17 protein-coding genes are annotated in these 18,704 nt (G+C 54.6%); 14 read left to right on the forward strand and 3 right to left on the reverse strand.

All coding sequences use genetic code 11. The features are described 5' to 3' along the window. Positions 1 to 13 precede the first annotated feature (13 nt). The 6 genes from EGT74_RS04715 to EGT74_RS04740 all read left to right on the forward strand — a co-directional run bounded on the left by EGT74_RS04715 (position 14) and on the right by EGT74_RS04740 (position 5,208). Positions 14 to 1,681 (forward strand): pyruvate dehydrogenase complex dihydrolipoamide acetyltransferase, encoded by a 1,668-nt coding sequence (locus tag EGT74_RS04715; protein WP_123845374.1) that lies wholly within the window; start codon positions 14 to 16, stop codon positions 1,679 to 1,681. Between the two features lie 313 nt (positions 1,682 to 1,994). Beyond that, on the forward strand, positions 1,995 to 2,375 hold the full coding sequence (locus EGT74_RS04720; protein WP_123845375.1) for a VOC family protein: 381 nt from the start codon (positions 1,995 to 1,997) through the stop codon (positions 2,373 to 2,375). Positions 2,376 to 2,573: 198 nt separating this feature from the next. Further along, positions 2,574 to 3,080, forward strand: coding sequence for a GbsR/MarR family transcriptional regulator (locus EGT74_RS04725; protein WP_123845376.1), 507 nt, complete (start codon positions 2,574 to 2,576; stop codon positions 3,078 to 3,080). Positions 3,081 to 3,159: 79 nt separating this feature from the next. Then, a complete protein-coding gene (locus EGT74_RS04730; protein WP_123845377.1) occupies positions 3,160 to 4,104 on the forward strand; it encodes a TIGR01777 family oxidoreductase in 945 nt (314 codons plus the stop codon). Positions 4,105 to 4,193: 89 nt separating this feature from the next. Next, positions 4,194 to 4,562, forward strand: a complete 369-nt coding sequence (locus tag EGT74_RS04735; RefSeq protein ID WP_123845378.1) for a CoA-binding protein — start codon at positions 4,194 to 4,196, stop codon at positions 4,560 to 4,562. 172 nt (positions 4,563 to 4,734) lie between these two features. Continuing rightward, positions 4,735 to 5,208 carry a ribonuclease H-like YkuK family protein gene (locus EGT74_RS04740; protein ID WP_119076844.1) on the forward strand — a complete coding sequence of 158 codons (474 nt, stop codon included), beginning with the start codon at positions 4,735 to 4,737 and terminating at the stop codon, positions 5,206 to 5,208. Here the strand turns inward: EGT74_RS04740 and yihA are convergent. Continuing rightward, entirely contained in the window at positions 5,205 to 5,813 is a 609-nt protein-coding gene (gene yihA / locus EGT74_RS04745) for a ribosome biogenesis GTP-binding protein YihA/YsxC (RefSeq protein ID WP_123845379.1), read from the reverse strand. The two genes, EGT74_RS04740 and yihA, sit on opposite strands and share 4 nt — an antisense overlap. Positions 5,814 to 5,929: 116 nt before the next feature. Between yihA and ubiE the strand changes: the two genes are divergently transcribed. The 5 genes from ubiE (at position 5,930) to EGT74_RS04770 (ending at position 11,718) form a co-directional block, all read left to right on the forward strand. Further along, positions 5,930 to 6,598: a bifunctional demethylmenaquinone methyltransferase/2-methoxy-6-polyprenyl-1,4-benzoquinol methylase UbiE gene (gene ubiE / locus EGT74_RS04750; protein WP_246008120.1), complete on the forward strand. Its 669-nt coding sequence runs from the start codon at positions 5,930 to 5,932 to the stop codon at positions 6,596 to 6,598. Then, positions 6,571 to 7,269: a type IX secretion/gliding motility protein PorT/SprT gene (gene porT, locus EGT74_RS04755; protein WP_123845381.1), complete on the forward strand. Its 699-nt coding sequence runs from the start codon at positions 6,571 to 6,573 to the stop codon at positions 7,267 to 7,269. The genes ubiE and porT overlap by 28 nt, the downstream gene beginning before the upstream one ends. 18 nt (positions 7,270 to 7,287) lie before the next feature. Further along, positions 7,288 to 8,625, forward strand: coding sequence for a dihydroorotase (locus tag EGT74_RS04760; RefSeq protein WP_123845382.1), 1,338 nt, complete (start codon positions 7,288 to 7,290; stop codon positions 8,623 to 8,625). A 111-nt stretch (positions 8,626 to 8,736) separates the two neighbouring features. Continuing rightward, complete coding sequence (locus EGT74_RS04765) at positions 8,737 to 10,068, forward strand: MutS-related protein (protein ID WP_123845383.1); 1,332 nt, start codon at positions 8,737 to 8,739, stop codon at positions 10,066 to 10,068. 96 nt (positions 10,069 to 10,164) lie between these two features. Continuing rightward, positions 10,165 to 11,718 carry a YifB family Mg chelatase-like AAA ATPase gene (locus EGT74_RS04770; protein WP_123845384.1) on the forward strand — a complete coding sequence of 518 codons (1,554 nt, stop codon included), beginning with the start codon at positions 10,165 to 10,167 and terminating at the stop codon, positions 11,716 to 11,718. Here the strand turns inward: EGT74_RS04770 and EGT74_RS04775 are convergent. Next, the gene (locus EGT74_RS04775; RefSeq protein ID WP_123845385.1) at positions 11,715 to 13,853 is read right to left on the reverse strand and encodes an elongation factor G; all 2,139 of its coding nucleotides are present in this window, start codon (positions 13,851 to 13,853) and stop codon (positions 11,715 to 11,717) included. The two genes, EGT74_RS04770 and EGT74_RS04775, sit on opposite strands and share 4 nt — an antisense overlap. Before the next feature lie 286 nt (positions 13,854 to 14,139). On the opposite strand from EGT74_RS04775, the gene EGT74_RS04780 reads away from it, so the two are divergent. The 3 genes from EGT74_RS04780 to EGT74_RS04790 all read left to right on the forward strand — a co-directional run bounded on the left by EGT74_RS04780 (position 14,140) and on the right by EGT74_RS04790 (position 18,026). Then, the gene (locus EGT74_RS04780; protein ID WP_123845386.1) at positions 14,140 to 15,936 is read left to right on the forward strand and encodes an ABC transporter ATP-binding protein; all 1,797 of its coding nucleotides are present in this window, start codon (positions 14,140 to 14,142) and stop codon (positions 15,934 to 15,936) included. A gap of 90 nt (positions 15,937 to 16,026) precedes the next feature. Then, positions 16,027 to 16,491: a DUF983 domain-containing protein gene (locus EGT74_RS04785; RefSeq protein WP_123845387.1), complete on the forward strand. Its 465-nt coding sequence runs from the start codon at positions 16,027 to 16,029 to the stop codon at positions 16,489 to 16,491. A 335-nt stretch (positions 16,492 to 16,826) separates the two neighbouring features. Next, a complete protein-coding gene (locus tag EGT74_RS04790; RefSeq protein ID WP_123845388.1) occupies positions 16,827 to 18,026 on the forward strand; it encodes a YncE family protein in 1,200 nt (399 codons plus the stop codon). Positions 18,027 to 18,133: 107 nt separating this feature from the next. Here the strand turns inward: EGT74_RS04790 and EGT74_RS04795 are convergent, their stop codons facing one another. After that, entirely contained in the window at positions 18,134 to 18,703 is a 570-nt protein-coding gene (locus tag EGT74_RS04795) for a hypothetical protein (RefSeq protein WP_220392813.1), read from the reverse strand. Position 18,704 lies beyond the last annotated feature (1 nt).

Consider the following 18,704-nt stretch of genomic DNA (forward strand, 5'->3'; position numbering starts at 1 on the left):
TCGAAGAAACACTATGGCAGAAGTTATCAGAATGCCCCTTTTAAGCGATACAATGACGGAAGGGGTGATTGCGGAATGGCATAAGAAGGTAGGCGATACCGTTAAGTCCGACGATGTGATTGCGGAAGTGGAAACCGACAAGGCGACCATGGAAGTAGTGGGTTATGTGGACGGAACGTTGTTATATATAGGTGTGGAGAAAGGTAAAGCCGCAAAGGTGAATGAGATCATCGCCATTGTGGGGAAAGCCGGTGAAGATTATAAACCGCTGCTGGAAGGCAACGGTGGCGCCGCCAAAGCCGCTGCACCCGCAGCGCAGGCCGCCGCTCCCGCTCCTGCCGAGGAAAAACCCGCCGCACCTGCCACAGCCGCTCCCGCCGCCGATAACGGCGCGCTGGAACAGGCCCTGAAAGACGCTACGGTTATCCGTATGCCGCTGCTGAGCGACACTATGACCGAAGGCAAGATCGTAGCATGGAATAAAAAAGTAGGCGATGCTGTGAAGAGCGACGACGTGCTGGCCGAAGTGGAAACCGACAAAGCCACCATGGAAGTGATCGGTTACGCAGACGGTACGCTGCTGTATATCGGCGTTCCCGAAGGGGAAGCCGCCAAAGTGAACGGCATTATCGCCATCGTAGGTAAAAAAGAAGCCAATATAGAAGCCATCCTGTCTGCCGAAAAAGCAGGTAGCGCCGCTCCCAAAGCCGCAGCAGCAGGCGCACCCGCCGCTGCAGCCCCGGCCGCAACCGAAGCAGCTCCTGCTGCTGCCGCAGCCGACTCCGGCGACGGCCGCGTGAAAGCTTCTCCCCTCGCTAAAAAACTGGCGGAGGAAAAAGGCATCGATATCCGCCAGGTTCCCGGCAGCGGGGACGGTGGCCGTATCGTGAAAAAAGACGTTGACAGTTTCGTTCCTTCCAAAGCCGCACCTGCCGCTGCTCCCGCAGCCGGCGGCCCTGCAGCCGCCCCCAAAGTGGCCGCATTCGCACCCGCAGGCCAGGAAGGTTATACCGATACCCCCGTATCGCAGATGCGCAAGGTAATTGCACGCCGCCTCGGCGAAAGCAAATTCAGCGCGCCGCACTTCTACCTGACCATGGAAATCAACATGGACAAGGCTATCGAAGCCCGCGAAGGTATCAACAAGGTTTCTCCCGTGAAGGTTTCCTTCAACGATATGGTGATCAAAGCCTGCGCCATGGCGCTGCGCCTGCACCCTGACGTGAACAGCAGCTGGATGGGCGATTTCATCCGCCACAATCAGCACATCCACATCGGGTCGGCTGTTGCGGTAGACGAAGGCCTGATCGTACCGGTTATCCGCTTCGCCGATCAGAAGAGCTTCTCCCAGATCGCGGCCGAAACCAAACAGCTGAACGACAAAGCCAAAAACAAAAAACTGCAGCCGCAGGAGTTTACCGGTAACACCTTTACCGTGTCGAACCTGGGTATGATGGGCATCGAACAGTTCACCGCCATCATCAACCCGCCCGACTCCGCCATCCTGGCTGTAGGCGGCATCAAGGAAACCGTAGTGGTGGAAAACGGCCAGTTCAAGACCGCCAACATCATGAAAGTGACCATGAGCTGCGACCACCGGACCGTAGACGGTGCTGTGGGCGCCCGTTTCCTGGTAACCCTGAAAGGTTTCCTGGAAAACCCGGTAACAATGTTCGTATAGTTTATTGCATTGATAGACAGGAACGCCTCCGCACCCGCGGGGGCGTTTTTATTTCGCCCCGTTCTGCCGGCTGCATTCCGCAGCAGTATGATGGTTTCCGGGCCGCGACGCTCCGCGCAGCCCCGGCAACGTTACTGAAGAGGGGCGGCGCCATCATCATCCGGTAACCATTTCATCCACCGCAGACAACCCGCGCTCCTTTACTGCAGCCGCCGCAAACGTGTGCGTGAGCGCCGTTCGATTTTTTAGAATAATTCTAAAAATGCCACCATATTTTGTTAAATTTATATTCATACCCCCAAAATGAATCGCAATGCCGCACGTCAAACACGCCATTCGCTGGTTTGAAATACCTGTTATGAACTTCGAACGGGCGAAGGAGTTCTACAGCGCCATCCTCCAGACAGATATACAGGAATACTTTCAGGGTGCGGACCGCAGAGGGCTATTGCCGTTTGATGCGGATGAAGGCGGCATTGGCGGCGCCATTGTGCATGGCCCCGATTTTCTCAGCAGCCAGCGCGGATGCCTTGTTTACCTTTACTGCAGCGGCGGCGTAGCCGGTGTGCTCGACCGCGTGCTGGCGGCAGGCGGACGGATAGAACGGGAAGCCTCCCCTTTTCCCGAAGCCGGTCAATACGCGGTCATAGTGGACAGCGAGGGTAACCGCGTGGCGTTGTATGGGGATGAATAAACGGCCGATGCACACGACCTGTGACCGGCCGGCAATCCGTAAAAATGGTGCCCGTTGACCCAAACTGCCATATCCATCGCACCTGCCCGTCGGCCGTTCCCGTTCATTTCACACCGGGCGCCTGCAAATCTCCCGTTCCTTCCCAAATTATATTTCAATAACTTTTGAAAGTTCAAAAACATTCTATAGCTTTGGTATATGAAATTGTCAGAAGCCAAAGCACAATTCATCCAGGCCTGGGGGTTGCTGGGCGCGCAATGGGGCGTTAACCGCACGATGGCCCAGATCCATGCGTTGCTGCTGATTGCGCCCGACCCGCTGAGCGCCGAAGAGATCATGGAAGCGCTGGATATTTCCCGGGGCAATGCCAACATGAACGTACGCGAGCTCATGAACTGGGGGATTGTGGAGAAAATGCTGGTGCCGGGTGAAAGGAAAGAATTTTTCGTGGCCGAAAAAGATATCTGGAAAGTAGGCATCGCCATCGCCCGTGAAAGGAAAAAAAGAGAGCTGGACCCCATCCTGAAAGTATTGCTGCAACTCAATAAAGTAGACGGCGACCAGAAGGACAAACACGTCAAAGCCTTCCGGGAAACCATTCAGAACATCCAGAAGTTCGCCAACCAGACAGATGCCGCACTCAACGCATTCATCAAGTCGGAAGAAAACTGGTTTTACAGCACTTTGCTGAAAGTCATCCGTTAATCAACGGCCGCCTTTCATCTGTTGTTTATCCCTGCACCTATGTTTCAATATTTTCTGAAAGATTAAAAACATCCCTGCCATGCACAACAAAAAGATCGTTATCGCCGGTGGCACCGGATTTATCGGGGACGGGCTGATCGAATATTTCAGTCCCGGTAACACCCTCATCATCCTCAGCAGGCAGCCCAAACCCGCGCGCGAGAATGTGATCTATATCCAGTGGGATGGCCGAACGGCCGGTCCATGGATGCAGGCCCTCGAAGGGGCCGATATGCTGGTGAACCTCGCGGGCAAGAGTGTGAACTGCCGGTATACGGAGGCCCATAAAGCCGCCATTTTCGCCAGCCGGACGGAGAGTACCGCCATATTGGGCGAGGCCGTCAAAAGCCTGCAAAATCCGCCGGCACTCTGGATAAATTCCGCTTCCGCCACCATTTACCGGCATGCCGAAGACCGGCCGATGGACGAATTCACCGGCGAATACCACGATGATTTTTCCGTGCAGGTGTGCAAACGCTGGGAAAAGACGTTCAACGAAATAACCCTTCCGCATACACGGAAGGCCGTACTCCGCATCGCCATTACCCTCGGTAAACAGGGCGGTGTGATGTTCCCTTATCTCAACCTCGTGAAATTCGGTCTGGGCGGGCATCAGGGTAGCGGCCGCCAGATGTACAGCTGGGTGCACATCACCGACGTGGCCCGCATGATGGAATGGCTGTATGAACATCCCGAATGCAGCGGCACTTATAATTGCGCGGCGCCAGGGCCTGTTACCAACCGCGAGTTTATGGCCACCGTAAGAAAAGCAGCCGGACAGCCTTTCGGTTTCCCAGCCGCTGCATGGATGCTTAAAATCGGCGCTGCTCTTATCGGCACGGAAGCGGAACTTTTATTGAAAAGCAGGTGGGTGTTGCCCACGCGCATCACCGAAGCGGGGTTCCGGTTTCGGTATCCGGCGCTGAAAGGTGCGATGGAACAGATTATCGGGGAACTGCCGCGCCGGAAGTATCATCTTTTCTAATTCCTGTCGGAAATGATGCAATTGCCATGCGGCAGGCTGCCACCACGGCAGTAAGCAACGATGGTATGTGATTTGCGGGAAAGGACGGTATGAGCACTCCCAAACTGACCGTAGTGATAGGCGCTTCCGAAAATCCGCAGCGCTACAGCTTTCTGGCCGTGAACCGCCTGCGGGCCGGCGGGCATCCCGTAGTGGCCATCGGCAAACGGGCCGGGCAGATCGGCGATACCCCCATTACCAAAGAGCATCCGGCGGTAGAGGGCGTTGATACGGTGACGTTATACCTCAACCCCACCCTGCAGCAGGAGTATTACGACTACATCCTGGGCCTGAAACCCAAACGCATCATTTTTAATCCCGGCACCGAAAACACCGAACTGATCGCCCTTGCCCGTGAAAACGGCATCGAGCCCAAAGAAGCCTGCACCCTGGTGATGCTGAGCACCGGGCAGTTCTGAGAAATCCACACAATTTCCCCAACCCGGCCATTTATACCCCAGTCCCTCGCTGTACTGCTGTAAAATTCGTATATTCGGATAATACTTCATACATCCTGTTACCCCCTTTGGCACAAAGACCCATCAGACCGGATATCCGTTACCGTTAGTATTCATTTTAAATTTTACACGCATGAAATGGAGAAGATTTAATGGCGATCCTATTCACCTGCCCATTAAGGAGGAAGTGCGGCATGCCATCGTCCGGGAAACCGGCCTTGGCAACCGTTTAAAAGTCTGCATCGGCACCGACTCCCAGGTGAAAGGGCCTGACACCGAATTTGCCACCGTGATCGTATTCCTTCGCGAAGGGCACGGCGGGTTTATGTTTATTCACAACGAAAGAACCCGCGACGTGTATTCCATCAAAGAAAGAATGCTGGTGGAAGTGGCCAAAAGCATCGAAATCGCTTATGAGCTGTGCGACCTGTTCACCGAGTACGATGTGGACATGGAAGTGCATGCGGACATCAACACCAATCCGCAGTTCAAAAGCAACCTGGCTTTACGGGAAGCGATGGGCTACATACTGGGCATGGGCTTCGCTTTCAAAGCCAAACCGGAAGCCTTTGCCAGCAGCAGCTGTGCCAACAAGATCGTGAATTAGGCGATGCCCTGGAAACGGGCGTTCATCTCCGCGATAAATTCCAGGATTTTATCCCGGCCTGTCTTTTTTACCGTTGACGTAACGTAGTTCGCGGGCAGGAACTGCCAGGTTTCGCGGAGTTTGTTCAGGAATGCCTTTACATTACGGCTGGTTTCCAGCTGTGTATTTTTGTCTGCCTTCGTGAACACCAGTTGAAAGGGGATTTGCCACTCGCCGAGCTGGTTCACAAACTCCAGGTCTATCTTCTGGGGGGTTAACCGGCTGTCTATCAGCACAAAAACATTCATGAGATTGGGACGTTTGCGCAGGTAGTTTTCGATCATCTGCTCCCAGCTTCTGCGCTGGCTTTGCGACACTTTCGCGAAACCGTACCCCGGCAAATCCACCAGGTACCATTCCTTATTGATGAGAAAGTGATTGATCAGCTGTGTTTTACCAGGCGTGCCCGACGTTTTGGCCAGCTTTTCGTGGTTGGCCAGCATGTTGATGAGGCTCGATTTCCCCACGTTGGAACGGCCGATGAAGGCGTATTCCGGTTTATCGGCCACCGGGCATTTCGTCCAGTCGACATTACTGATCAGGTATTCTGCAGATTTGATCACCATAATTTTTCCATTTGCGGCCCCTCAACTACCTTTGCGGCACTATGGCGAGCAAAGATGTACAGAAATTGGTCCCTTTTGAAGGGTCAAAATTAAGCAAGAAGGAGCAGATCGCCCACATGTTTGATGATATTGCGGGCAAGTACGACTTCATGAACCATTTCATGAGCCTCGGCATTGACGTCATCTGGCGCAAAAAAGCCCTGAAGATGCTCAGGCCGCTGCAGCCTAAGAAAATGCTCGATGTAGCCACCGGCACGGGCGATGTGGCCATTATGGCCCAGCGCATGCTGCAGCCGGACCATATCACCGGCATCGATATCTCCGAAGGCATGCTGGAACTGGGCCGCATCAAGGTCACCAAAGCAGGTTTCGACCGCTACATCACCCTCCAGCAGGGCGACAGCGAAACAATAAACTTTCCGGATGCGACGTTTGATGCCATAACGGCGGCTTTCGGGGTGCGGAACTTTGAAAACCTGGAAAAGGGGCTCGCGGAAATGTGCAGGGTGCTCAAACCCGGAGGGAAAGCGGTGATACTTGAATTTTCCAATCCCACCAAAACGCCCGTAAAACAATTATATAACTTTTATTTTCGTTATATTACTCCCTGGATTGGGAAATACATTGCGCGGAACAAAGCAGCTTATTCTTACCTGCCGAGCTCCGTCAAAGCGTTTCCGCAAGGGCAGGCAATGTGCGATATTTTACACAAAGTTGGCTTCCAGGCTGTTACATGCAAAACGCTAACATTCGGCATATGTTCCATTTATTGCGCTACCCGCTAACCGGGGCGCTGTTACTGCTGCTCAGCGCACTGCCGGCCACGGCGCAAATCAATATGGAAGAGCACGACCGCAAACCTTATTATTTCGGCATCACCCTGGCCGCCAACCAGTCGTATTTCCGGCTGACCCATGCCGATATTTTCCTGCACCAGGATTCCATCATGGTAGCCGAGCCCCTCAAAACCGTAGGCTTCAACCTCGGACTGCTGGCCAACCTGCGCCTCAGCAACCGGTTCGACCTTCGCATCAACCCCCAGCTGCTTTTTGCCAACAAGAACCTCTTTTATAAGGAAAACTATCCCAAAAGGGACACCGAAAAGAAAGTGGAATCCATCGTAGTGAGCTTCCCCCTGCAGATCAAGTTCAAGTCGGACCGCATCAACAACATGCGCGTTTACACGATCGCCGGGATGAAAATCGACCACGACCTGGCCTCCAATAAAAACTCCCGCAAAGCCGAAGACCTCGTCAAAATCAATAAAACCACCTACGGGTACGAACTGGGCGCGGGTTTCGAGTTTTATTTCCCCTCCTTCATCTTCACCCCCGAATTCAAGATCAGCAGCGGGCTGAACAATGTGCACATCAAGGATCCCGCCCTGCGGTACTCCAATGTGATCGACCAGCTGAACTCGCGCATGATCGTGTTTTCCATCCATCTGCAAGGCTAAGTTTTGTAACTTTGCCGGATGCAAAATATCATCCTCAGAAATATAGCCGTTGTGAACGAAGGCCGCACTACCGTGCAGGATGTGCTCATCCGTCATGGCCGCATCGAAAAAATAGCCCCGCAGATCAATGCGGAGGGCAAAGAAATCAACGGCGAAGGCAAACACCTGCTGCCGGGCGTTATCGACGATCAGGTGCACTTCCGCGAACCGGGCCTCACCCACAAAGCCACCATCGCCACCGAAGCCCGTGCGGCCGTAGCCGGCGGCACCACCAGTTTTATGGAAATGCCCAACACCAAACCCGAAGCGGTGACCCAGGAAAGGCTGGAAGACAAATACAGCATCGCCGCCGCCGGCTCCCTGGCCAACTATTCGTTTTTTATGGGCGTGGCCAACGATAACGCCGAGGAAGTACTGAAAACCAATGCCAAAAAAGACCGCGTGTGCGGCGTGAAAATATTCATGGGCTCTTCTACCGGCAATATGCTGGTAGACAATTACCTCACCCTCGAGAAGATCTTCTCGGAAACCGAGCTGCTCATCGCCACCCACTGCGAGGATGAAAAGATCATTCGCGCCAACATGGAAAAATTCAAACAGGACAAAGGCGACGCCCTCACGGCGGCCGACCATCCCCTCATCCGCAACGAGGAAGCCTGTTTCGAATCGTCGCTGGTGGCCATCCAGTTCGCTAAAAAACACAATGCCCGCCTGCACATCCTCCATATTTCCACCGAAAAGGAATTACAGCTGTTCAGCAACCTGCTGCCGCTCACCGAAAAACGTATTACGGCGGAAGTGTGCGTGCATCACCTGTGGTTCACCGCAGACGACTACACGAAGTACGGCAACCTGATCAAATGCAATCCCGCCATCAAAGCCCCGCATCACCGCGAAGCGCTCTGGCAGGGCCTGCTCAGCGACAAGCTGGATATCATCGCCACCGACCATGCGCCCCACACCTGGGACGAAAAACAGCAGACATATGTACAGGCGCCGTCCGGCGTGCCCCTGGTGCAGCACAGCCTGCTGATGATGCTCGAGCAGGTGAAGGCCGGCCGCTTCACCATCGAACAGATGGTGCAGAAAATGAGCCATGCCCCCGCCGACTGTTTCCGCATCCGGGAAAGAGGCTACCTGCGCGAAGGATACTTTGCGGATGCCGTGATCGTGGACCTGGCGGCCACCACCACCGTGGAGAAAAACAACATTTATTACAAATGCGGCTGGAGCCCCTTCGAAGGGCATACGTTCCCCGCCGCCATCACCCATACTTTCGTGAACGGCCACCTCGCTTACGAAAACGGGCAATTCAATGAAAATCAGCTCGGACAGCGCCTGCTGTTCAACGCATAAGCTTTTACGGCAGGGAAAATCCCCTGCCGTAAAAATTTTCTGTGGAATTTTTGCTATCCTGCATCTACCTCCTTAATACGATTCACTGTAAATTCACATAAATTTCCGCGAATGGAGCTGGATAAAACAACCTATCTCGATCTTTCGATCTTCAACCGTGAAGATGAATATTCCCTGTTCCATAAACTCGACTTCAGTACCACCTCCGGCGGCCGCGAATACCTGCGCACGCTTTTCAGCAACCCGCTGAAAGACATCGCCGCCATTCACAACCGCCAGCAGATGCTGCAGTACCTGCTCGATCATGAAGGCGCCTGGCCGCCCATGATCTCCAACGGCACTATCGTGGTGGTGGAAAATTACCTGAATGCGGAAATAGAGCCGATTTCGAATTCGGAAGGGCCCGCGCTGTACCTCAACGCCGTGATCACCAAAACGATCTATGCGCCGGATTTCGGGTTCATCAAGTTTTCGTTCGACCAGATCATCAACCTCATCAACGGTTTCAGACATCTCACGGATACGGTCGACATCGTGAACGCACCGTCCACCCTCCGTTCCATCCTGGAAAGGGCGCGGGTACTCATCCAGCACAAGGAGTTCCAGGAGGTAGCGGAACTGAAGGCCAACGGCCGCTTCAACTTCGTGCAGATCCTGCGGTACGACAAGCTCATCCGCAGCCGGCTTAAAAAGGTGCTCTGGGAACTGACCGAGCTGTATACCCGCCTCGACGCGTATCACAGCATGGCCATGGCCATCCGGCATTTCAAGCTCAACTTCCCGGCTTTTTCAGAAGAACAGAAACCGCACATCGCCATCAAACAGCTGTATCACCTGATACTGCCGCAGCCGGTGGCGTATGATATCGCCATGGACCCGCACCGCCACTTCATTTTCCTGACAGGCGCCAACATGGCCGGTAAAACCACGTTCATCAAAGCGGTCGGCATTTCGGTGTTTCTTGCCCACCTGGGCATGGGCGTGCCGGCAAAGGAAATGACGCTGAGTTTTTTCCACGGCATTCTCAGCAACATCGATGTGAAAGACAATATCTTCAAAGGCGAAAGTTATTTCTACAACGAAGTGCAGCGCATCAAAAACACCATCATCAAAATCAGCGACCGTAAAAACTGGCTCATCCTGATCGACGAGATGTTCAAGGGCACGAACGTGGAAGACGCGAAAAACTGTTCCCTCGCCGTGATCAACGGGCTGCTGCACAATCACCAGTGCCTCTACATCCTCTCCACGCACCTGTACGAAATCGCAGAAGAGCTACAGAACGAAGACCAGATCATTTTCAAATACTTCCAGTCGGAGGTGATCGACGACAACCTGCGGTTCACGTACGAGCTGAGAGACGGCATCGCCAAAGAGAAGCTGGGTTATCTGATCCTGAAGAAAGAAAAAGTGATCGAGCTGCTGGCCAGCATGAAAGAATAAAACTCCCGCCATATTCCGCAATCCCGCTTGTGTTCTTTTGTACAACAGAAAACAAGCGGGATTTCTTATCTTCGGAATAACCATTGTTTGTTACATATGCTCACTAAAATTTACGGAAGCGCCGTGCACGGCGTGGAAGCCATCACTATTACGATCGAAGTCAACGTAGGCCAGGGCACCAAATTTTTCCTCGTCGGCCTGCCTGACAATGCGGTGAAAGAAAGCGCCTACCGGATCGAAACCGTTATCAAGAACACCGGCTTTAAAATGCCGCGGCTGCGCACCGTGGTAAACATGGCGCCTGCCGATATCCGGAAAGCGGGCTCCGCTTACGACCTGCCCATCGCCACCGGCATACTCGCCGCATCGCGGCAGATCACCTGCGCTGTTTCACCGGAGGCTTACGTCATCATGGGCGAGCTCTCGCTCGACGGTACCCTGCGGCCCGTGAGGGGCGCTTTGCCGATGGCGTTGCGGGCGAAGCAGGAAGGTTTCAAAGGTATCGTGCTGCCCAAACAGAACGCCGGCGAGGCCGCCATGGTGGAGGGCCTTGATGTCCTGGGCGCCGGGCATTTCAGTGAGGTGGTGAACTTCCTAGAAGGCAAGGCGGAGCTGCTGCCGGTGAAAGGAAACGTGCCTGCGGATTTCCTGCATCACCAGTTCCATTTCGACATCGATTTTGATGAAGTGAAAGGGCAGCAGTTCGTCAAACGCGCGATGGAAATCGCCGCGGCAGGCGGGCACAATATCATCCTGATCGGTCCGCCCGGCGCCGGCAAAACCATGCTGGCGAAGCGCCTGCCTACCATCCTGCCGCCCCTCAGCCTGGCCGAAGCACTGGAAAGCACCAAGATACATTCCGTGGCCGGCAAACTCTCCGGCCATCCCGGCATGATCGTACACCGGCCTTTCCGCGCACCGCATCATACCATCAGTAACTACGCACTGGCGGGTGGCGGCACCATTCCCGTTCCGGGAGAAATCTCCCTGGCGCACCACGGCATTTTATTTCTGGATGAACTGCCCGAATACCGGCGCTCCGCGCTGGAAGTGCTGCGGCAGCCGATGGAAGAAAGAAAAGTGACGATTGCGAGAGCGGCGCTCTCCGTGGAGTTTCCGGCGGGGTTTATGCTCGTTACTTCCATGAACCCCTGCCCCTGCGGGTATTACAACCATCCGGAAAAGGAGTGCTCCTGTCCGCCGGGGAACGTGCAGCATTATCTCAACAAATTATCCGGGCCGCTGCTCGACCGGATAGACCTGCACATTGAAGTGACGCCCGTGCAACCGGCAGACATTACAGGCAAAGCGGTGGAAGAGACCAGTGAAATTATCCGCCGGCGTGTGATGGCGGCGCGGAACATCCAGCTGGAGCGGTTTGCGGGCGACGAACAGATGGTACACTGCAACGCCCACATGAATAACCGGCAACTGCAGCGGCATTGCCGGCTCGAGCCCGCGGCGCGGCAGCTGCTGGAATCGGCGATGAAGCGGCTGCAATTGTCCGCCAGGGCATACGACCGCATCCTGAAAGTGAGCCGAACCATCGCAGACCTCGCCGGGCATGCAGAACTCGGCACGCATCATATTGCAGAAGCGATACAGTTCAGGAGCCTCGACCGGGAGAACTGGGCGCGCAGGACCTTTTAATGCTGCCCGTTCTGTTGCTCCACCTTTTTGTATTCTTCGCTTAATTTTTTCTGCACTTCAGGCGGCACCGGCGCATATTCGGCGAACACCGCTTTCACCTTGGCCTTGCCCTGGGTCACGTTGCGCAGCGAAGCGAACAGTTTGTCGAGCTCCGCCTGCGGAATTTTCGCTTTGATCACCTGGCTGGCCTTGCCGCTGTCCATTCCCGTGATCACGCTGCGGTGTGTTTGCAATTCGCTCATGATGTCGCCCATCATCACATCGGGCGCGGAGGCTTCGAGGTCGAACACCGGCTCCAGCAATTGGGGAGCCGCCTGGTGGAAGGCTTCGCGGAAAGCCATCATGCCGGCTATTTTGAAGGAAATATCGTTACTGTCTACCGGGTGCATTTTACCGTCGTACACGCTCACGCGCACATCGCGCACATAGGAGCCGGTAAGCGGCCCTTCCTGCATTTTTTCCATCACGCCTTTGAGGATGGAAGGCAGGAAACGCGTATCGATCGCGCCGCCTACGATGCAGTTGTTGAACACCAGTTTACCGCCCCAGTTGAGGGCGATCTCTTCCGTGTCGCGCACCGGGAATTCTTTGCTGACGGGCATGCCCTCATAATAGGGCTCTATTTTCATGAACACTTCACCGAACTGCCCTGCCCCGCCGGATTGTTTTTTATGCCGGTAAGAAGCCATGGCCGGGCGCTGGATGGTTTCACGGTAAGGGATGCGCGCGGGGAGGTATTCCACCTGCATGTTGTAGACGTTTTCCAGCCGCCATTTGGTAACCGCCAGGTGCAGATCCCCCTGGCCATGCAGGATCACCTGTTTCAGTTCGCGGTTGTATTCCACTTCCAGCGTGGGGTCTTCCATGTGTATTTCCGCCAGCACTTCGCCTAGCTTTTCGTCGTCGCCTTTGTTTTTGGCCACGATGGCTACGCGTACTTTCGGTGGCGGGAAATGAATGGGGTCTACCTGTGCGGTAAAATTCTTTTCATTGAGGGTATGATTGGTGAAGGTGTTTTTCAGTTTGAGCGTGCAGCCGATGTCGCCGGAGCGCAGCCGCTCCACGGGCTGCCGGTTTTTACCGTCTGCAATGAACAGCTGGTTGAGGCGTTCGGTGGTATTGCCTTTTTCGTTGTAGAGCTCCTGCCCTGCCTTCACTTCCCCGCTCATCACTTTAAAAAACGAGAGTTTGCCGATGTGCGGTTCGAGGAGCGTTTTGAACACGAACAAGCAGGTGGGGCCGGCCGGGTCGCAGGGGATTTCCTTGCCGTCTTCCGTTTGTTCCGGCGGCATTTCCACCGCCGAAGGCGCCACGTTGTCGATGAATCCCATCAGGCGGCCGCTGCCCATATTGTTGCGGGCGCTGAGGCAGAACACGGGGAACACCTGGTGTTTCATCATCCCGATCTTGAGCCCCTGCCGAAGCTCATCTTCATCTAGGCTCCCCTTTTCGAAAAACAGTTCCATCAGTGCATCGTCGTTTTCAGCCGCTTTTTCTACAAGCTCGTTGTGCAGTACGTCCGCCTGCTCTTTTTCTTCCGCGGGTATCGGCAACTTTTCCGGTTTGCCCCCGCCCGCCGGAAAGCGGTACATGGTCATTTTCAGCAGATCGATGATGGCATTGAAGCCGGGCCCCTGGTTCACCGGGTATTGCATCACGGTCACCGCGGAGCCAAAGAATTGTCTGGCCTGGTCAAGCACCTGCTGGTAGTTGGCATTTTCATGGTCGAGGTGGTTGATGGCCAGGATGGTTGGTTTATTGTAGCGATCCACGTAATCCCAGATGAGCTCGGTGCCTACTTCCACCCCGTTGTACGCGTGCAGCAGCATCACGGCCGTATCGCAAACGCGGATAGACGACACCAGCTCCCCCGAAAAATCTTCCAGGCCGGGCGTATCGATGATATTGATCTTGTAATCCCTCCATTCCGTATGCAGGGTGGTGGCGTACACGGAGTTACCTCTCTCATACTCCACTTCGTGGTAATCGGATACCGTGTTCCTTTCCTCCACGGTACCCCTTTTACTGATGATGCCGGCCTCGAACAGCATGTCCTCGGCCAGCGTTGTTTTGCCGCTCTTGGCAGCGCCAATGAGCACAACGTTTTTCAGGTGTTTTTCATCATACATTTTCATACGGCAGGCAATTTAGCGTGGTGAGCGATGCCGGGTTATTGCGTATGGCCGGTCAGGGGAATAGTATCAGTTTTTCAGGCTACTTACTGGCTTTTTATATTTCCCGGCTTGTACTATTAAATTACGCAATTTTTAGGGTAAATACCGTGATAAGTACAGCTTAAAATTGATGTTCCAACACCGTTACAGGCCCATTTTACCCTAACTTTGCCGGATATAGCCGGCGGCGTGCGTTTTGCGCATACAACCGTGCGGCCCCATCGACCATCCAAAACCACACGTACGAATGAAATTGTTGCTGAAATATTTACAGAACTATAAGTGGCTGATCGCGCTGGCATTGCTGCTCGCCACCGTCAACCAGGTTTTTTCCCTGATGGACCCCTGGATCTTCGGAAAGATCGTGGACCAGTTTGCCGCCCATCCCCACTCTTACAACAAAACCGGTGAGCCTGTAGTACCGCGCGGGCAGCACGAATACCTGTACGGCGTTTTAATGCTGTTGCTGGCCTCCATCGGGGTGGCCATGGTATCGCGCATCGCCAAGGCGTTCCAGGATTATTTTGTGAGCGCCATCACCCAGAAGCTGGGCGCACAGATGTACACCGACGGGCTGCGGCACTCCATGCGGCTGCCTTACCAGGAGTTTGAAGACCAGCGGAGCGGGGAAACGCTGGCCGTGCTGCAGAAGGTGCGCGTCGACTCCGAAAAATTCATTTCCCAGTTCATTAACATCCTCTTCACCACCCTCGTGGGCGTGGTGTTCGTGATGGTGTTCGCCTACCGCGTGCACTGGTCGCTCGTATTCGTATACTTTGGCGGTTGCGTGCTGCTGGGCTGGCTGATGAACGTATTGAGCAAAAAGATCAAGTTCATCCAGAAAAGCATCGTGAAGGAAACCACCGTGCTGGCCGGCGCCACTACCGAGTCGCTGCGCAACATCGAGCTGGTGAAAAGCCTCGGCCTCACCAACCAGGAAATCCGCCGGCTCAACGCCAACACCATGAAAATACTGCTGCTCGAACTGAAAAAAGTGAGAAGCGTGCGCAGTATCGCGTTTGTGCAGGGCACTTTTGTGAACCTGCTGCGGTCGAGCATCCTCTTCCTGCTGCTGTACCTGGTGTATAAAGACACGGCCACCCTCGGCCAGATCTTCACCCTCCAGCTTTATTCGTTCTTCCTGTTCGGTCCGCTACAGGAGTTGGGCAACATCATCCTGGCCTACCGTGAGGCCGAAGTATCGCTCGGGAATTTCGAGCGCATTCTGCAAACGCCGGTGGAAGCCACCCCGCAGAATCCCCCGAAACTGTCGGGCATCCGCGAACTGGAGTTCGACCATGTGAGTTTCAAACACCTCACCGCGCTGGGCAAGGCGCTCGACGATATCAGCTTCAACGTGAAGATCGGCGAAAGCATCGCTTTCGTGGGCCCTTCCGGCAGCGGCAAAACCACGCTGGTGAAGCTGCTGGTGGGATTATACAAAGCCGGCGAAGGCCGCATTCTGTATAACGGCATCGACGCCTCCGCCATCGACATAGAAGAGCTGCGGCACCAGATCGGGTTCGTGACGCAGGACACACAGCTCTTTTCCGGCACCATCCGTGAAAACCTCCTGTTCGTGAACCCGCGCGCCACCGACGAAGAGCTGATGAGCGCCCTGCAAAGGGCCGCCTGCTACAGCCTGCTGGCGCGTGCGGAGAAGGGGATCGATACGGTGATCGGAGAAGGCGGCATCAAAATTTCCGGCGGTGAAAAACAGCGCCTCTCCATTGCGCGGGCGCTCCTGCGGCACCCAAGGCTGCTGGTGTTCGATGAGGCCACCTCCGCCCTCGACTCCATCACCGAGGAAGAGATCACCCAAACCGTCAGAAACGTTACTTCCAGCAAGGAGCACATCACGGTGATGATCGCCCATAGACTGTCTACCATCATGCACGCAGACCGCATTTATGTGCTCGAAAAAGGCCGCATTGTGGAAACCGGGGCCCATCATACCCTGCTCGAAGAAAAAGGCCTCTATTACGCCATGTGGCGCCAGCAGATCGGTGAGCGCAAAACGCAGGAATCGGCACAACCGGCCTGATGATATACGGCCGGCGCACCGGCGGAAACGGTGGTGCGCCCGCCGGCAGTATCGCACACCGCCGCGGAAAAAATGTAACTTTGCCCTACCATGGCAAAAAGACCGAATTATTTTCTCAGCATCCTGAAGATGAAATGCCCCCGGTGCCGGAAGGGTAATATGTACCGCACCAAGAATCCGTTCCACTGGCGCTTTTCCAGGATCTTCGACATGCACGACCGCTGCCCCGTCTGCGACCAGCAATTCGAGCTCGAAACCGGCTTCTGGTTCGGAACAGGTTATGTCAGCTATGCGCTGTCCGTAGCCCTCTCCGTATTCAACCTGATCTGGTACTGGTTCTTTTTTGGTATCTCCTGGCGGGATAACAGCATTTTTTACTGGCTGGCGGTGAACGGGGTAATACTGGTGCTGGTGCAACCCTGGTTGATGCGCATTTCACGCACGATATATCTGTATTTCTTCGTGTATTATGACGAAGAGACGGAGCGCCTGCCGGACACGGTTCATAAGCATGGTGAACACTCCCATCCGCATCCGGCAGGGCATTCACATTAAAAAGACATAAAGATAGCTTGTTAATCAAGGGCCGTAAAAACGGCCCTTTTTGCTTTTCATCCAAAATCTGAGCAGTATGTCAGATCATCTTTAGTACATTTCAATATGTTGAAACAGGTTTCCCTGTTAACGATGCAACAACTAACAAATATAATTCTTCCCGGTTACTTTTTTATTTCCTGATTATTTGAACGGTCGTGAAAACGTGTGCCGCATGCCTTAATCCGGTATGACCGGTACACCCTGTACAGGAAGAAAGGCTGAAATCACTATTTGCAACATCGATGCAAATATATAGATTTGCAACTTAGTTGCACTTAAAATAACCTGACAACATGAAAAGATTACTAATTCCCGCGCTGGGCCTGGCTTTGATCATAGCAGGCTGCCGGAAGAACGACAAACCTGCTGACCCTGTTCAACCCGAAGCGGGCTACCTCCGCCTGGTGGTATCTGACGTAGACAAGGCCCAGATCACCGTGGTGGAGCCGCTTTCCAAAAAAACCACGGTGTACCCGGTGAAAGCCGCGCAACCCACCCTGTACGCCACCAGCACCGGCCAGTTTGCGGCCGTCCTCAGCAGAGCGGCCAACACGGTTGAGTTTTTCAATTCGGGCATTGAAAAGCACGGCGGGCACCTGCATGTGCACAACCCGGAAATGGCGGCACAAAAATTCACGGAAGCCGGCCCCACCCACTTCTACGCCTACAACGGCCTCAATGCCATTTTCAACGACGGTACGGGCAGCCTCAGCCTGTTTAAAGACAGCGAGCTGGAAGGCGCGGCCGGCAAGGTACTGCCGGTGGCCACACCTCATCACGGCGCCATGGTCATTTTCGACGACCAGACGATTGCGGTGACGCAGAAAGACGGCTCGGTATCCGGCACCCTGCCGGAAAGGGTGAAGATCATCGACCGCTTCGGTACGGTACTGCACCAGTCCACCATCGCCACCAAAGGCATCCATGGCGATGCGGGCAACGGTAAAACGGCGGCCTTCGGCAGCCCCGACGGCATCCTGCTGGTAGCGCAGAACGGCGAGCAGTCGCTCGTGCCCTACCCGGCGGATTTCGGCACCGCCTGGATAGGCACCGTGCTCGGCAACAAGGCATTGCCGCACTTTTTCGGTTATGTATCGCTCGGCCTCTACAAAATCGACCCCGCCACGAAAAAAATCACCCTGGTACTGAAAAACGAAAACAATAACATTCACCAGTACATGCTCGACGAAGAGGGCAAAAATCTTTATGTACTGCTCACCGACGGTACGCTGAAAATATTCGACGCCGGCAGCGCACAGCTGAAAAAGGAAGGTAAGATAACAACGGCCATTCCCGCCGGCGCCACGGCCGCGCAGAAACCTTACTTCGCCGTATCGCGCAAATGCGTTTACGTGACCGACCAGGGCGCGGGCCATGTGAAAATGTTCGAAGCGGCCACGCTGCGCGAGCTCAGCGCCATCCCGGTGGGCAACAAACCATTCAAACTGATAGTAGTCGGCGACCAGGAAGGGCTCCAGGCCGGCGACGATTAACTTGCTCCGGGGCCTACTGTCGGCCCGGTATTTTACCCCAGCTCACGCATAAAAAAGGACTGCCAAATCATTGGCAGTCCCTTTTTTTCCCGGGTTTTCAGGAAATATTATTTGATCTCCAGCGGGAACTCCGTGAGCACATCGGTGCTGCCGGGGCCGTAAGAGCCGTTTTTGTTGCCGGGCTGATGCCTTACCACCATCCGCAGATAACCGGTGAATGCGCCTTTGGTGGCCACGCTTACTTCCAGGCCGATGGGCAGGTTATTGCCGTCCTTATCGAGCGGCGTAACGGTAGCCACGGTGCTCAGTGAATCCTGCAGGTTGGCGTTGGCCTTGCTGAAAAAGAGGTGGAACAAACGGTGCTCGTCCGCTTCTTCTTCGATTTCATGCGTGATGGTATCGGCCGGGTTCTTGCGCTCGTCGAACAGTTCTGTCGAGAGGTTGTAGGTGGTATTGGCCTTTAACGTCACCTTCTCGATCACCGGATTGCCGGTGAGGTCTTTCCAGGTGGCCACCACCTTATCGGCTGCGTTGGCGGCGTTGGTGAACGTGAGCTTCACCGTCGTAATTTCTTCGTTGGCGTTCTCTGTCGGTGTTTCGTTCTTTTCTTTTTTGCAGGCGGCGAATAACAGTGCGGCGGCAGCGGCAAATACGGTCAGTCGAAGGTTCTTTTTCATA

Source organism: Chitinophaga lutea, from assembly GCF_003813775.1.
Taxonomy (GTDB): domain Bacteria; phylum Bacteroidota; class Bacteroidia; order Chitinophagales; family Chitinophagaceae; genus Chitinophaga; species Chitinophaga lutea.

Excerpts from the sequence above, each read along its gene's own strand:
- EGT74_RS04715 (WP_123845374.1), top strand. The coding sequence starts at position 14 with ATGGCAGAAGTTATCAGAATGCCCCTTTTAAGCGATACAATGACGGAA.
- EGT74_RS04720 (WP_123845375.1), top strand. The coding sequence starts at position 1,995 with ATGCCGCACGTCAAACACGCCATTCGCTGGTTTGAAATACCTGTTATG.
- EGT74_RS04725 (WP_123845376.1), top strand. The coding sequence starts at position 2,574 with ATGAAATTGTCAGAAGCCAAAGCACAATTCATCCAGGCCTGGGGGTTG.
- EGT74_RS04730 (WP_123845377.1), top strand. The coding sequence starts at position 3,160 with ATGCACAACAAAAAGATCGTTATCGCCGGTGGCACCGGATTTATCGGG.
- EGT74_RS04735 (WP_123845378.1), top strand. The coding sequence starts at position 4,194 with ATGAGCACTCCCAAACTGACCGTAGTGATAGGCGCTTCCGAAAATCCG.
- EGT74_RS04740 (WP_119076844.1), top strand. The coding sequence starts at position 4,735 with ATGAAATGGAGAAGATTTAATGGCGATCCTATTCACCTGCCCATTAAG.
- yihA (WP_123845379.1), bottom strand. The coding sequence starts at position 5,813 with ATGGTGATCAAATCTGCAGAATACCTGATCAGTAATGTCGACTGGACG.
- ubiE (WP_246008120.1), top strand. The coding sequence starts at position 5,930 with ATGTTTGATGATATTGCGGGCAAGTACGACTTCATGAACCATTTCATG.
- porT (WP_123845381.1), top strand. The coding sequence starts at position 6,571 with ATGTTCCATTTATTGCGCTACCCGCTAACCGGGGCGCTGTTACTGCTG.
- EGT74_RS04760 (WP_123845382.1), top strand. The coding sequence starts at position 7,288 with ATGCAAAATATCATCCTCAGAAATATAGCCGTTGTGAACGAAGGCCGC.
- EGT74_RS04765 (WP_123845383.1), top strand. The coding sequence starts at position 8,737 with ATGGAGCTGGATAAAACAACCTATCTCGATCTTTCGATCTTCAACCGT.
- EGT74_RS04770 (WP_123845384.1), top strand. The coding sequence starts at position 10,165 with ATGCTCACTAAAATTTACGGAAGCGCCGTGCACGGCGTGGAAGCCATC.
- EGT74_RS04775 (WP_123845385.1), bottom strand. The coding sequence starts at position 13,853 with ATGAAAATGTATGATGAAAAACACCTGAAAAACGTTGTGCTCATTGGC.
- EGT74_RS04780 (WP_123845386.1), top strand. The coding sequence starts at position 14,140 with ATGAAATTGTTGCTGAAATATTTACAGAACTATAAGTGGCTGATCGCG.
- EGT74_RS04785 (WP_123845387.1), top strand. The coding sequence starts at position 16,027 with ATGGCAAAAAGACCGAATTATTTTCTCAGCATCCTGAAGATGAAATGC.
- EGT74_RS04790 (WP_123845388.1), top strand. The coding sequence starts at position 16,827 with ATGAAAAGATTACTAATTCCCGCGCTGGGCCTGGCTTTGATCATAGCA.
- EGT74_RS04795 (WP_220392813.1), bottom strand. The coding sequence starts at position 18,703 with ATGAAAAAGAACCTTCGACTGACCGTATTTGCCGCTGCCGCCGCACTG.